Origin of the sequence: Burkholderia sp. AU33423, assembly GCF_002223135.1 — a bacterium.
GTDB lineage: Bacteria > Pseudomonadota > Gammaproteobacteria > Burkholderiales > Burkholderiaceae > Burkholderia > Burkholderia lata_D.
Genome location: NZ_NKFH01000007.1, coordinates 350,434 through 363,900 on the forward strand (window position 1 = coordinate 350,434; position 13,467 = coordinate 363,900).

At 67.0% G+C, this 13,467-nt stretch carries 13 protein-coding genes and 1 pseudogene; 8 read left to right on the forward strand and 6 right to left on the reverse strand.

The annotated features are described in order from the left end of the window. The first annotated feature begins 38 nt into the window (after window positions 1–38). Together CFB50_RS20045 and CFB50_RS20050 are read left to right on the forward strand one after the other, a co-directional pair. Window positions 39–1,358, forward strand: coding sequence for a DUF3422 family protein (locus tag CFB50_RS20045; RefSeq protein ID WP_089446965.1), 1,320 nt, complete (start codon window positions 39–41; stop codon window positions 1,356–1,358). 34 nt (window positions 1,359–1,392) lie between these two features. Then, window positions 1,393–1,596, forward strand: coding sequence for a hypothetical protein (locus CFB50_RS20050; protein WP_069252835.1), 204 nt, complete (start codon window positions 1,393–1,395; stop codon window positions 1,594–1,596). Window positions 1,597–1,671: 75 nt separating this feature from the next. Here the strand turns inward: CFB50_RS20050 and cynR are convergent, their stop codons facing one another. Next, the gene (gene cynR, locus CFB50_RS20055) at window positions 1,672–2,568 is read right to left on the reverse strand and encodes a transcriptional regulator CynR (protein ID WP_089446966.1); all 897 of its coding nucleotides are present in this window, start codon (window positions 2,566–2,568) and stop codon (window positions 1,672–1,674) included. Window positions 2,569–2,681: 113 nt separating this feature from the next. On the opposite strand from cynR, the gene CFB50_RS20060 reads away from it, so the two are divergent. From CFB50_RS20060 to CFB50_RS20075, 4 genes and pseudogenes are all read left to right on the forward strand, one after another. Beyond that, window positions 2,682–3,341: a carbonic anhydrase gene (locus tag CFB50_RS20060; RefSeq protein WP_089446967.1), complete on the forward strand. Its 660-nt coding sequence runs from the start codon at window positions 2,682–2,684 to the stop codon at window positions 3,339–3,341. 30 nt (window positions 3,342–3,371) lie between these two features. After that, window positions 3,372–3,842, forward strand: coding sequence for a cyanase (gene cynS / locus CFB50_RS20065; protein WP_089446968.1), 471 nt, complete (start codon window positions 3,372–3,374; stop codon window positions 3,840–3,842). A gap of 151 nt (window positions 3,843–3,993) precedes the next feature. Continuing rightward, window positions 3,994–4,152 (forward strand): annotated as a pseudogene (locus CFB50_RS20070) (putrescine ABC transporter permease PotI); the annotation flags it as partial. A gap of 172 nt (window positions 4,153–4,324) precedes the next feature. Continuing rightward, window positions 4,325–4,759 carry a GNAT family N-acetyltransferase gene (locus CFB50_RS20075; protein ID WP_089446969.1) on the forward strand — a complete coding sequence of 145 codons (435 nt, stop codon included), beginning with the start codon at window positions 4,325–4,327 and terminating at the stop codon, window positions 4,757–4,759. A 147-nt stretch (window positions 4,760–4,906) separates the two neighbouring features. On the opposite strand, the gene CFB50_RS20080 is transcribed toward CFB50_RS20075, so the two are convergent. Both CFB50_RS20080 and CFB50_RS20085 read right to left on the reverse strand, forming a co-directional pair. Continuing rightward, complete coding sequence (locus CFB50_RS20080; RefSeq protein ID WP_069250633.1) at window positions 4,907–6,190, reverse strand: cystathionine gamma-synthase family protein; 1,284 nt, start codon at window positions 6,188–6,190, stop codon at window positions 4,907–4,909. Window positions 6,191–6,336: 146 nt separating this feature from the next. After that, the gene (locus CFB50_RS20085; RefSeq protein WP_089446970.1) at window positions 6,337–7,227 is read right to left on the reverse strand and encodes a LysR family transcriptional regulator; all 891 of its coding nucleotides are present in this window, start codon (window positions 7,225–7,227) and stop codon (window positions 6,337–6,339) included. A 137-nt stretch (window positions 7,228–7,364) separates the two neighbouring features. Between CFB50_RS20085 and tam the strand changes: the two genes are divergently transcribed. Beyond that, window positions 7,365–8,150, forward strand: coding sequence for a trans-aconitate 2-methyltransferase (gene tam / locus CFB50_RS20090; RefSeq protein WP_089446971.1), 786 nt, complete (start codon window positions 7,365–7,367; stop codon window positions 8,148–8,150). Between the two features lie 30 nt (window positions 8,151–8,180). On the opposite strand, the gene CFB50_RS20095 is transcribed toward tam, so the two are convergent. Further along, a complete protein-coding gene (locus CFB50_RS20095; RefSeq protein ID WP_089446972.1) occupies window positions 8,181–8,771 on the reverse strand; it encodes a GNAT family N-acetyltransferase in 591 nt (196 codons plus the stop codon). 749 nt (window positions 8,772–9,520) lie between these two features. On the opposite strand from CFB50_RS20095, the gene CFB50_RS20100 reads away from it, so the two are divergent. After that, window positions 9,521–10,684, forward strand: a complete 1,164-nt coding sequence (locus CFB50_RS20100) for a porin (protein ID WP_089446973.1) — start codon at window positions 9,521–9,523, stop codon at window positions 10,682–10,684. A gap of 150 nt (window positions 10,685–10,834) precedes the next feature. On the opposite strand, the gene CFB50_RS20105 is transcribed toward CFB50_RS20100, so the two are convergent. After that, on the reverse strand, window positions 10,835–13,285 hold the full coding sequence (locus CFB50_RS20105; RefSeq protein WP_089446974.1) for a phosphocholine-specific phospholipase C: 2,451 nt from the start codon (window positions 13,283–13,285) through the stop codon (window positions 10,835–10,837). A gap of 44 nt (window positions 13,286–13,329) precedes the next feature. Then, window positions 13,330–13,467, reverse strand: a complete 138-nt coding sequence (locus CFB50_RS40090; protein ID WP_223274263.1) for a hypothetical protein — start codon at window positions 13,465–13,467, stop codon at window positions 13,330–13,332.

Consider the following 13,467-nt stretch of genomic DNA (forward strand, 5'->3'; position numbering starts at 1 on the left):
CCGGCGTGCAGCACTGAACAGGAAAGCGTGGTGTCTCGATGATGGACCATCCGTTGCGCGCCGCACTGGCCGCGGAATTGCATGCCCGGCCGTTCCTGCGGCTCGCCGAAGCCGTCTCGCTCACGCATTACGCAATCTACGCGGACGGCCAGCCCGACATCCACGAAACGCTGCTGCACGCGCTGTGCCGCGAGACCGGCATCGCCGCGCCGCACGAAGGCGCGACACACTACGCGGTGCAGTCGCCGAGCGGCTGGCACCTGAAGTGGGAACGCCACACCGAATTCTCGACCTTCACGTTCGTCGCGCCGCGTCGCGACACCGGCTATTTCGACGATCTCGCAATCGAAGGCATTCCGGCCGCGTGGTTTGCGCGGCTCGCCGGCATCCGCTTCGTCGCGGTGCGCATGGAGCTGCTGTCGGGCGACGCCGCGCGGCTCGTGTGCGGCGACCTGCGCCGCTGGATCGACGGGCCCGCGCTCGTCGGCAGCAACGTGCTCGGCGGCGGCAAGGTGTTCTGCGACTGGCACGTGCGCGACGACGGCTTCATGCGCTTTCTCGTGGTCGACGAGGATTTCCGCGAGGAGCAGGGCGGCCGGCTGCTGCAGCGCCTGTATGAAATCGAAACGTACCGGATGATGGCGCTGCTCGCGCTGCCCGTCGCGCGCCGGATGAGCCGCGAACTCGACGAGATCCACGCGGCGCTGCACGCATTGATGCAGCGGATGGACGCGAGCGGCGCGGACGGCGACGACACGGCGCTGCTCGTCAAGCTCACGCATCTCGCGGTGCGGGTCGAATCGCTGTCGGGATCGGGCGCACGTTTCAGCGCATCGCGGGCATACGAAAAGCTCGTGCTGGCGCGCATCCACGAGCTGCGCGAGGAGCGCATCGAAGGCATGCCGACGATCGCCGAATTCATGGAGCGCCGCTTCGCGCCGGCGATGGAAACCTGCCGCAGCGTATGGGCGCGCCACGAGCAGATCGCCGCGCGGATCGCGCGGGCGGTCGACCTGCTGCGCACGCGCGTGAATCTCGCCCAGGAAAAGGACGTGACGCGCCTGCTGGCGGGCATGGAGCGCACCGCGCGCAATCAGCTTCACTTGCAGCACGCGGTCGAAGGGCTGTCGGTGGCCGCCATTTCGTACTACGTGCTGTCGCTCGCGACGGCGGCGTTCAAGGCGCTGCATGTGATGAACCTGCCGGTCGATCCCGAGCTGGCGGAAGGCCTGCTGATCGCGCCGGTCGTGTTCGCGGTGATTCACATCACGCGGCGCACGCGCGCGCAGCTGGCGCGATCGGAGGCCGCGCACGACGGCGCGCCGATGCATGCGGCGGCGTTGAAGCAGGTGGGTTAGAACATCGAAAACACAATCAATGAAAGGAATGGAGATGACTTTTTCGCAGAAGCAACCGGCGTTCTTCAGCGGTTTCGATGCCGCGTTCGATGAGCCGGCGATGGATGAGCCGGGTGCGTCGGACGAGCCGCGCGTGACGTCGTATCAAGCCGTGCTGCAGGAGCCGATGACGTCGCTCGTCGGGAATACGATCGATCGACCAGACGTCGCGGCGGTGGCGATTCTCGGGTACAACTGACGCGATGGCTTGCCCCGGTCCGGGGCAAAGCCGGCCTTCATGACCCGGCACGTCTCGAGACGTGCCGGGCGCGGTTCACTTTCCTTTTTCCCCTTTCCCCGCCTGCTGCGCCAACGCCAGTTCGACGAACGCGCGCGCAGCTGCGCTCCGGTACGCCCCCTTGCGCTGCAGCAGCACGGCCGTGCGCCGCAGGACGGCCGGATCGAGCGCGACGGCAGCGAGATCGTCGTGCCCGGTCGCGATCGTCGCCGGCAGCAGCGTCGCCAGGTTCGTGCGGCGCACGATCTCGATTACCGCCCCCAGTGAATTTGCTTCCATCAACACGCGCGGCCGCACGTCGTGCTCGCGGAAATAGCGGTCGATCTGCACGCGTGTCGCGAACTCGGCGGTGAGCAGCACGAGCGGCGCATCGTGCAGCGCGCGCAGGCCGGCCTTGCGTTTGCCGGCGAGCGCATGCTCGCGGTTCACGACGAGCGCGAGCGTTTCGACCAGCAGCGTTTGCGCTTCGATATCCGCCGCCTGCACGTCCTTGAACGCGATGCCGACATCGAGCTCGTCATCGACGAGCAGCGCCTCGATGCGCTCCTGCGACATCTCGTGCACCGACAGCGACACGTCCGGATAGCGGCCGTGAAACGCCTCGACGAGCGGCCCGACGAGATAGCTCGTGAAGGTTGGCGTGACCGCGATCCGCAGCGAGCCGCGGCTCAGATCCTGAACGTCGTGAATCGCGCGCCGGCCCTCCGCGAGATCGTGCAGCGCCTGCCGCGCATAGCGGAAATACACGTCGCCGGCATCGGTCAGCCGCGTCACGCGCCCGGTGCGGTCGAACAATTGCGCGCCGAGCGTCTCCTCGAGCTGGCGGATCTGCTGGGACAGCGCGGGCTGCGACACATGCAGCGCGGCGGCCGCGCGCGTGAAGCTGCGGTGCTCGGCGACGGCGAGGAAGTAGTGGATGTGGCGCAGCAGCATGGCGGTTCCTATAAGTCCTGCTTATCGGGAAGATCATAAATCAGTCTTTTACGTTATTGGAAGTCCGGCGTAACCTGCCCTTCATCGATTCCACCTGCACCGGAGAACGCACGATGAAGGACATCATCGAAGGCTTCCTGAAGTTCCAGCGCGACGCCTATCCGGAACGCGCCGCGCTGTTCCGCGATCTCGCGCGCAGCCAGAACCCGCGGGCGCTGTTCATCTCGTGCTCGGACAGCCGGCTCGTGCCCGAACTCGTCACGCAGCGCGAACCGGGCGACCTGTTCGTGATCCGCAATGCCGGCAACATCGTGCCGTCGTACGGCCCCGAGCCGGGCGGCGTGTCGGCATCGGTCGAATACGCGGTGGCCGCGCTGCGCGTGACCGACGTCGTGATCTGCGGCCATTCCGATTGCGGCGCGATGACCGCGATTGCCACCTGCCAGTGCATGGACGCCATGCCGGCCGTCGGCCACTGGCTGCGCTACGCCGATTCGGCGCGCGTCGTGAACGAAGCGCGCACGCATCGCAGCGACCGCGAGCGGATCGACTCGATGGTGCGCGAGAACGTCGTCGCGCAACTGGCGAACCTGAAGACGCACCCCGCCGTGCGGCTTGCGCTCGAAGAAGGGCGTCTCGCGCTGCACGGCTGGGTCTACGACATCGAATCGGGCTGCATCGACGCCTACGACGGCGCGACCGGCCGGTTCGTTTCCCTGGCGGACCATCCCGAGGTCCGCGCCACGCCCGCGACGCTCCCCGTTGCGGCCTGAATCGCTCCTATCCCACCACGAGGAATTGCCATGATCCAGTCCCAGCACAGCCAGACCGCCCGCCACGCATTGGCGGAGACTATCGTGCTCGCGAAGGCGCGCAAGAACCTGTCGTTCGTGCAGCTCACCGACGGCACGGGCCTGAGCGAAGCGTTCGTGACCGCCGCGCTGCTCGGCCAGCATGCGCTGCCGGCGGAAGCAGCGCGCAGCGTTGCCGACAAGCTCGGCCTCGACGACGACGCGGTGTTGCTGCTGCAGATGATCCCGCTGCGCGGCAGCATCGATGATCGCGTGCCGACCGACCCGACCATTTACCGGTTCTACGAAATGCTGCAGGTGTACGGCACGACGCTGAAGGCGCTCGTCCACGAGAAGTTCGGCGACGGCATCATCAGCGCGATCAATTTCCGGCTGGACGTGAAGAAGGTCGACGATCCCGAAGGCGGTTCGCGCGCGGTGATCACGCTCGACGGCAAGTACCTGCCGACCAAGCCGTTCTGACGCCGGCGCGGCGCCGTGGAAGCGGTGCCGCGCAGGTTTCCGCCCGACGCGCGTTGGCCGCCGGCCGGCGCACGTTCCCGCCATTCCGTTTCAACGAGGACGCAGCCATGGATTTTGTGAAGCGCACGATCGATCTCGCGATGAAGAACGGTTCTCGCGCGTGCGGCTGGGACTGAACCCGGAGATGAACGCCCTGGCGACGCTGTTCATCACGGCGGTGACGATCGGCGTGATCGTCGTGAACCGGATGATGATCGCGCGCGAGCGGCGCCGCATCGCCGACATGAAGGCGGCGTTCGCGGTGGCGTGAGGGCGGGCATCGGGCACGGGCATGAACGCGGCCGGCCACGTGGTGCGTGACGACGGGTAACGAAGGCGGCGGGTGATCCAGCACGGCATGCCCGCCGGCGCGCTATAGTCGTACGATTCCCGCCTGGGGTGTTGCATGCCCGGCGGTATCTCTCTTCGTCCGAACCCGCCCCATGACCACGCAACCCGACGTTTCCATCCGCCTCACCGACACCGAGCAGCCGGCCGCACACGATCTCATCAGCCGCAAACTCGGCGAATTCAATCACGCGATGACCGGGCGCGCCGACGCGGCCACGCTCGACGTGTACGTCACCGATCCCGCGACCGGCGAGATCCTGGGCGGCCTCACGGGGCGCACGTCGCTCGGCCTCTTCTTCATCGATCTGTTCTACCTGCCCGAATCGCTGCGTGGCGGCGGGTTCGGCAGCCGGTTGCTGCGCGAGGCCGAGGCGGAAGCGAAACGACGCGGCTGTGCGCGCGCGGTGCTCTACACGATCTCGTTCCAGGCACCGGATTTCTACCGGAAACAGGGCTACGAAGCGTTCGGCGAAGTGCCGTGCGAGCCGGAAGGGACGTCGCGCGTGTTCATGGTGAAGGTGCTTTGAACCGCGGCGGGCGGCTCGCGTCGCGCGGCAAGCACGCTGGTGTAGCGCGAATGCCGGCAACCGGGCGCGGGCGGCGTCGCTGAATACCTGCCCCGCGCCCGCCGGCTTCGCCCCGTGCGAACCGCCACGGGGCGCATGCCACGCGGGTCAGCAATGTTCCAGCGCGTACGACAGGTCGGCGATCAGGTCGTCCGGATGTTCGAGCCCGACCGACACGCGAATCAACCCTTCCGACACCCCCGCCGCCGCCCGCGCGTCGGCCGGCACGCCCGAATGCGTGGTCGACGCCGGATGGCAGATCAGCGACTCCGTGCCGCCGAGGCTGACCGCGGACTTGAAGAGCGTCAGGTGGTTGATGAACCTGAATGCCTGCTCGCGGCCGCCGTCGAGGATGAACGCGAACGTCGAGCCGGGCCCGGTGCACTGACGCTGATAGACGGCCTGATAGGCCGGATCGTCGATGAGCTCGGGGTGCAGCACGCGCACCGGCCGATGCGGATTGCCGGCGAGCCAGCGGGCGACGGCGCTGCCGCTGCGGGCCGCCTGCTGCATGCGCAGCACGAGCGTTTCCATCGAGCGCGTGATCATCCACGACGAATGCGGGTCGAGCTGCGAGCCGAGCGTGCTGCGGACCGAGCGAATCTTCGTGATCAGCGCGCGAGCGCCCGTGACGCCGCCGGCGACGAGGTCGCTATGCCCGCCGATGTATTTCGTCAACGAGTACACGCTCAGGTCGATGCCCTGCCGCGACGGCTTCTGGTACAGCGGCCCGAGCAGCGTGTTGTCGCAGACCGACAGCGGGCGATAGCCGTGGCGCGCTTCGAACGCGTCGATCTCGCTGCGCAGCCCGTCGAGGTCGAACAGCGCGTTGGTCGGGTTGGCGGGCGTCTCGATGTAGCACATCCGCACGTTGCCCTTTTGCGCGGCCGCTTCGAGCGCGGCGCGGATCGCGTGGGTGGACAGCCCGTCGGCGATCACTTCGGAGCGAATGCCCCACTCGGGCAGGAACTTCGAGATCAGCGTTTCGGTACCGCCGTAAAGCGGCACGGACTGGACGACGCAGTCGCCCGGCCGCAGGAAGGTCAGCAGGATCGCGGCGATCGCCGACATGCCGCTCGACGTCACGACGGCGGCTTCGGAATCGTCGAGCAGTGCGAGGCGATCCTCGACGATCTCCAGGTTCGGGTGATTGAAGCGGCTGTAGACGAGGCCCGCGCCTTCGCCTTCGGGTGAAGGCTTGCGCCCGGCCACGACGTCGAAGAATTCGGCGCCGTCCTCGGCCGTGCGGAACGCGAACGTCGAGGTGAGGAACACGGGCGGCTTCACCGATCCTTCCGACAGGAACGGATCGTAGCCGTACGACATCATCTGGGTTTCCGGATGGAGTTCCCGGTCTGCAATCTTGCGCTTGTGGTAGTTGCGATAGGCCATGCAGTGCTCCGTGCAGGGGTGGTGAGGAACGGCCGTTGCAGCGGTGGCATGACGTGCGCGGCGCCGGGTAGGCACCGGTCGTCGCGACCGCGTGTGGCGATACTACCCCGAAGGCGCTGCTTCGTGACGCACCCCTGACACTATCGTCAGGGTGTCGCCTGTTCGACGATCATGTCGTACAACGCACGGGCGGCCGGCGACAGTTGCGCGCGCTTGCGCGTGACGAGCACGAGCGTGCGCGACACCGCCGGCTCGACGAGCTCGATCGTGCGGATCATCGGATACGCGTTCTTCTGGATCGCGAGCTTCGGCACCACGGCCGCGCCGAGCCCTTCCGCGACGAGCCCGAGCGCCGTCGAGCTGCGCTGGACCTCGTAGAACGAATGCAGCGACACGCCGCTCGTCTTCAGCGCGCCGTCGAGCAGCCCGCGATTGCCGCTCACTTCACCGGCGAAGATCAGCGGATGCGGCTGCAGCGCCGCCCAGCGAATGCGCCGCCGCTTCGCAAGCGGATGATCGTCGCGGCACACCAGCACGTACGGATCGCTCGTCAGCGGCACGTTGACCAGCTCCGGATGCTGGTCGCCCGCGATGCCGATGCCGAACTCGGCCTCGCGATGCAGCACGGCCTGCAGCACGGACGCCGACGCATGATCGAGGATCTTCACGCGATCGTGCGGCCGGTGCGCGGAGAAGGCGCGCAGGATGCGCGGCAGGTATTGCACGCCGACCGTCGGCACGCACGCGATCGTGACGTCGCCGCGCTGGCTCAGGCCGGTTTCGCGGATTTCGGTGAGTGCATCGGACAGTTCGTTCAGCAGCCGGCGCGCTTGCGGCAGGAAACGCCGGCCGATTTCGGTGAGTGTGGTGCGGCGCGTGGTGCGCTCGACGAGCGCGACGCCGAGGAAGCTTTCGAGCTTGCGCAGCCGCTGCGTGATGGCCGTCTGCGTGACGTGCAGCGAGTCGGCTGCCTGCCGGAAGCTGCCGCCGTCGGCGATTGCGACGAAGGCCTGGACACCGAGCGTATCGATTTTCATCAGAGATTTGAATCAATCACGATATTAAATTCATTTTACTGAACTCCGTGACGATCGCAGAATGCGGTGCATCGACGGCCACCGGCGTCCCACGCGCAGGGAAGGCCACGCCGTCCTCGCCGACCAGGAGAAACGACATGACGACCCCACTCGATCGATACGCCGCCCAGTACGTGCAATTCGAGGACGAACGCACGCGGCCGATCCGCGATCTGCTGGCCGCCGTACCGAACACGCCGATCCATACCGCGATCGACCTCGGCTGCGGGCCCGGCAATTCGACCGAGGCGCTGATCGCACGGGCACCGGACGCGACAGTCCACGGGATCGATGCATCGGCGGACATGATCGACGCCGCGCGCACGCGCCTGCCGGACCTGCGTTTCGATGTCGTGGATATCTCCACCTGGGACGATCCGGGCGGCTATGACCTGATTCTCGCGAATGCAGTGCTGCAATGGGTGCCCGCGCACGACACGCTGTTTCCGTCGCTTGTCGGCCGGCTCGCGCCGGGCGGTCATCTTGCGGTGCAGATGCCCGACAACCTCGACGAACCCGCGCACCGGCTGATGCGCGAGGTCGCCGCGGCCGGCCCGTGGGCGGACAAGCTGAAGGGGGCGGCACGTACCGAGCGGTTCGACGCGCGCTACTACCACGCGCTGCTGTCGCCGCTGTGCTCGCGGGTGGACGTGTGGCGCACGACTTACTACCACCCGCTGCGCGGCGGTGCCGACGCGGTCGTGGAGTGGTTCAAGGGCAGCGCGCTGCGGCCGTTCCTCGCGGCGCTCGACGACGGCGAGCGCGCGGCGTTTCTCGCGCAGTATCGCGATGCGGTCGCGGGCCCGGGCGGCTATCCGGCGCTTGCCGACGGCACCGTGCTGCTGCCGTTCCCGCGCCTGTTCATCGTGGCGACGCGGACGTAGAGTCGCAAAGACGCGCGGGGTAGCCGTGCGTCAGCGCACCGGCCGCACCGATTCCGGGTCGACCGTGCGGATTCGCGCGGTCTGCCCGTCGCGCAGGTCCTTGTACCAGAACAGCGCCACTTCGCCGTCGTTCTCGTCGTCCGCGTACAGCAGGCGATCGTGTCCGCCCAGCACGAAGCCCGAGCGCGCATACGTGCTGCACGCGGCGATGTTGTTCGACTGCGTTTCCAGCCGCATGAAGCCGAACCCGTGGCCGCGCGCCCACGATTCGGCGGTTGCCATCAGCAACTGCCCGATGCCTTGCCGCCGGCACTGGCGGTCGACGGCCAGCTCCGCGATCTCCGCCATCCCGTTCCAGCTCTGGCCGATGGCCACGAACCCCGCGAGCCGGCCGCCGGCAGTCGCGCGAAAGAGCGCCGTCTTGGCGGACGCCTCGTCCGCCCAGCCGGCCGGATCGAAGCCGTAGTTTTTGCGGCGTGCAGGCAGCGCGCGAAGATCGAGCAGGTCCTGATACGGCGCGTTCAATTCCCAGGCGATGTCGAACGAGAAGTCGCATCGGTCCAGCTCGTCGGCGGGTAGCCCGCTCGTCTGTTCGATGCTGATGTGCTCGGCTCGGTCCATGTGTCGGTGTCCTGTCTTCTGCGGGATGCGTGGTGGTGTCCGTGATGCGATTGCCGGCGCCATGATATGCGCCGCATGGAGTGTGTTCTTGCTTCGACTTTTTGCACCTGCACAATTCGCCGCGCGCGAGACCGGCACAGACCGGCTGCGTCCGTGGCGGTGGAACGCGGTCAGGCGATGAACGGGACGGTCGCGCAAACGTGTGCGGGGTTCGCGCACCGGCTGAGGCGCTCGTTCAACCGTCCGATTATGCTGGATTTCGGCACTGGCCCTGTACTCGCATCGCTGCGATGACGGCCGTCGTGTGTCGTGTCTTCGATCCGCATGGCCGTCGATCGCATGTGGATGAAAGACGACAGGAACCCGAATAATTGTTTACGGTTGCGTGACAACTCGATATATTTCGCAAAATATATCGAAGATCGTGGGGTCGTCAGGCACCACGTCGTCCACCCGCTCCACGAAAGCCGGAAGAGATGCTGACCTGCATCGTCGGAGCAACGCGTCGTCGCGGCATGCGCAACCGGTGTGCACGCTGGTCGACGCTGCAACACGAGCGGCCGCCCCGCGGCATGCCGCTTCCGCAAGCCCACACTGGCATCGAAACGGAACATCGTGCACGCGCATGAGGTGTTGGTGCGTGCGGCGATCCGGTGGCTTGCGTTCGTTCATCAGCCGGTTCTTCGTCAACACGCCGCGCGTCACGCAGCGACGCAGGCGCGCGCGTCAACAACAAAAAGGAAGTGAGCATGAAAAAGACCATCGTGGCCGCGGCCGCACTCGGGATGTTCGGCACCGCCGCGCACGCACAAAGCAGCGTCACGCTCTACGGGTTGATCGATGCGGGTATCACGTATTCGAACAAGGTCGCGACGACGGGCGGGCACGGCAAGCTCGTCAGGTACGGGGACGGCGTCGCGTCGGGCAGCCGCTGGGGCATCCGCGGCACCGAGGATCTCGGCGGCGGGCTGAAGGCGCTGTTCGTGCTGGAGAACGGCTTCAGCAGCGGCGACGGTTCGATCGGCCAGGGCGGCGCGATCTTCGGCCGCCAGGCATTCGTCGGTCTGTCGAAGAACGGGATCGGCTCGCTGACGTTCGGCCGCCAGTACTCGTTCTCGACCGACTACATCGGCGCGAACTATTCGATGGGCAGCCAGACGCCGGCCGGCAACTACGCGTATCACATCAATGATCTCGACCAGCTGACGTCGAGCCGCATCAACAACGCGGTGAAGTTCCAGAGCGCGAACTTCGCGGGCCTCACGTTCGGCGCGATGTACGGCTTCTCGAACTCGACGCAGTTCGCGGGAACGCCGACCACGACCGGCGCGAACGGTTCGCAGGGTTCGTCGAGCGCGTACAGCTTCGGCGCGAACTACGCGCAAGGACCGTTCGGCATCGGCGCCGCGTACACGAACATCCGCTTCCCGAACGGCGCGCAGCCCGCGTTCGGCGTGAGCATCGCGAACATCAACACGCAAGGGTTGCGCGACCTCGAGACGGTTGGCGTCGGCGCGCGCTATGCGATCGCGGCGGCCCTCGTGTGGGCGAACTGGACGCACACGAAGTTCGTGCCGCTGTCGGGCGAAACGTCGAAGCTGAACAACTACGAAATCGGCGGCCGCTATGCGTTCACGCCGGCCCTGAGCGGCGGTCTCGGCTATACGTTCTCGAAGCTCGACGGCCGCTTCGACGGCAAGTGGCACCAGGTCAACGCCGCGGTCGACTACGCGCTGTCGAAGCGCACGGACGTCTATGTGAGCGCGGCCTACCAGAAGGCGTCGGGCAGCAACACGATCAACGGCCGCGTGGTGCCGGTGCAGGCCGAGATCGGCTCGTCGGGGTCGTTCATCGGCAACGCGGGCGCGAACACGCAGTTCGTCACGCGGATCGGCCTGCGTCACAAGTTCTGACATCCGACACGGCCGTTCGGCGCGTTCCACGAGGATCTGCTCGTCTAGCGCGTGCCGCGTGGCTGGAAAAGCATTCGGGCGCGACGGGGTACGTCGCGCCCGAATGCGTATCGGCCCCGTGCGGGCGGCCGATCCCGGCTGGTCATACCGTCAAATGTTGATCGTGACGGGGCCCGCGAGCGGCGTGTAGCCGTCGTCGAACAGGTACCACGCATCGTACTGACCCGACGCCAGCGAACTGTTGGCCGTGGATGAGAACAGCAGCGAGCCGCAGTTCTTCGGCAGGTACGCCCACGACTTGTAGCTGCCCTTGGTCGGCTGCGCGCCATGCGCAAAGATGCCCACCCAGTTCTTCGGGCTGTGGCTCCACGGCGGCGCGACGTAGTCGAACCGCAGCGTGCCGAACGTCGAGCCCTGCGCCGCGAGCGACGCGACGAACTTCTTGCTGGTATTGCCGATCGCCGAATCCGTGAGCAGCGTGCCGGATTGCGTTTGCACGCAGCCGGCCACCCGGCGCAGGAAGTTCGGATCGTTCGCGTCGCGGATGCTGGCGTCGTACCAGCCGCCGTCGCCGTACCACGTGACGGCTTGCGTCGCGCCGGCGGCGACGGTGTACGACTGCCTCGTGTTCATCCCGTACGCGTTGTCGGTGAGCTGGAACGTCGTCGCGCCGGACCCCGCCGAGTTGTCGAGCGTGATCTGCACGTTGCCGTTCGCCACGTCGTAGCACAGGCTGATTTCGGCGGTCGATCCCGTGTTGCCGGACGAACCGATGCTGCCGCGGAACGTCTGCAGGAAACCGTTCGGCCCGTAGACCGAATAGTCGTAGCCGCCGCCGCTATTCAGCGCGAGCGAATCGGACAGCGTCGCGCACGGGCTCGCGCCGGCCGCGATCGTGTAATGGCGGGGGATCGTGCTCGTGCCGTCGACCCACGCCTGCAGGTGCACGCCCGCGGTGCCGGTGTTGGTCATCGTCAGCGCGAGCGCACGGCCGGCGCGGTTGACCCTGCCTTGCACGAAGAACTCGTAGGGCAGGCGGCAGGCCGTGCTGCGGCCGGCCGCCTGTGCCGGCACCGCGGTGGTGGTCGGATAGGGGATCAGGACGGCCGGGCCGTTCGGGTTCATGTTGCTCACCGGCGGCTGGATCGCGGGAACGGTCTGGTCGGCGTTCGAGAAATCGAAAGCCGACGTCAGGTCGCCGCACACCGTGCGCCGCCACGGCGTGATGTTGGTTTCCTGCAGCCCGAAGCGCGCTTCCAGAAAGCGGATCACCGAGGTGTGATCGAACACCTGCGAGTTGACCTTGCCGCCCTTCGACCACGGCGAGATCACGAACATCGGCACGCGCGGGCCGAGCCCGATCGGTACGTCGCCGCTGGCCGAGCCGTCCGATGCGGCGCCGCTGCCGGAGACGAATTCGGCGGCCGTCGAGACCGTCGACTGGCCGGTGCCGGCAGCGGCGCTGGCCGGGACGGCCGGCGGCATGTGATCGAACAGGCCATCGTTCTCGTCGTACATGACGAGCAGCACCGTGCTGGCCCACACCGCCGGATTCGACGTCAGCGCATTGAGGACGTTGCTCACGTACCATTCGCCGCCGCTCGCGGCCCACGACGGATGTTCGGAGTAGGCGTAGGGCGCGGCGATCCACGACACCTGCGGCAGCGTGCCGTTGGCGACGTCGGCCCGCAACTGGCTGAAGAGGTTCGTGTCGTATTCCTTGCCGCCGCCCGACGGGTCGATCTGCGTGCCGTTGAGCGCCGGCGCGAGCGGATCGCTTGCACCGAGGTTCTGGTACTGCTTGAAGTTCAGGATGACGTTGTCGCCGTAATTGCCGTTCCACCAGAGATCGCTTTTCGAGCCGTTGTATTCGCCGTAGCCATGGCCGGCATCCAGGCCGTTGCCCTTGTCCTGGTAGAACTTCCACGTGACGCCGGCCGTGTTCAGGCGCTCCGGCATCGTGGTCCAGCCGGTGCCCGTCATCGTGTTGGTCGTGTACGGCGAATAGCCGGTGACGTTGCCGCAGCACCCGGTCCACAGATACAGGCGGTTCGGGTCCGTCGGGCCGAGCATCGAGCAGTGGTAGGCGTCGCACACCGTGAATGCGCTCGCCAGCGCGTAGTAGAACGGAATGTCGTTCTGCGTGAAGTAGTACATCGTGCCGCTGGTCTTCGCGGCGGTCCAGTTGTCATAGCGGCCGTTGTTCCAGGCGCTGTGCGTGGTGCCCCAGTCGTGAGGGAGGTCGCCGTAGTAGGTGTCGCCGTTCGCCGTGCCGGATGGCGAGGACGGGTTGAACGGGAACACGTAGGACAGCATCCAGGGCTGGCGCCACACCGGATACCCGCTCGAAATCACGACCGGCCGCGGATCGCCGAAGCCGCGTGCACCGCCCAGCGTGCCGAGGTAGTGGTCGAACGAGCGGTTTTCCTGCATCAGGATCACGACGTGCTTCACGTCCTGAATCGTGCCGGTTACGGTGGCGGCCGGAATGGCCTGCGCGCGTGCGATGCTTTCGGGCAGCATGCCCGTGATCGCGGTGGCGCCGGCGAGCTTCAGCGCATCGGCGATGAATTGACGTCGTGTTGTGGGTTTGTTTTGCATGATCGCTCTCTGTCTTGGATGGCTGGCCCGGGGGCCGGCGTCGGTCAGTGGCACGCGCTCGCGCAGTGCAGGACGGGCGTGGACGCCGAGCCCGGTGCGGCCGCGCGCGCGGCCGCCATGCTGGCCGCCGTTCCCGAGTCGCCGTCGCCGCAAGCGGCCAGCGTGCACAGGAGTGCGATCAT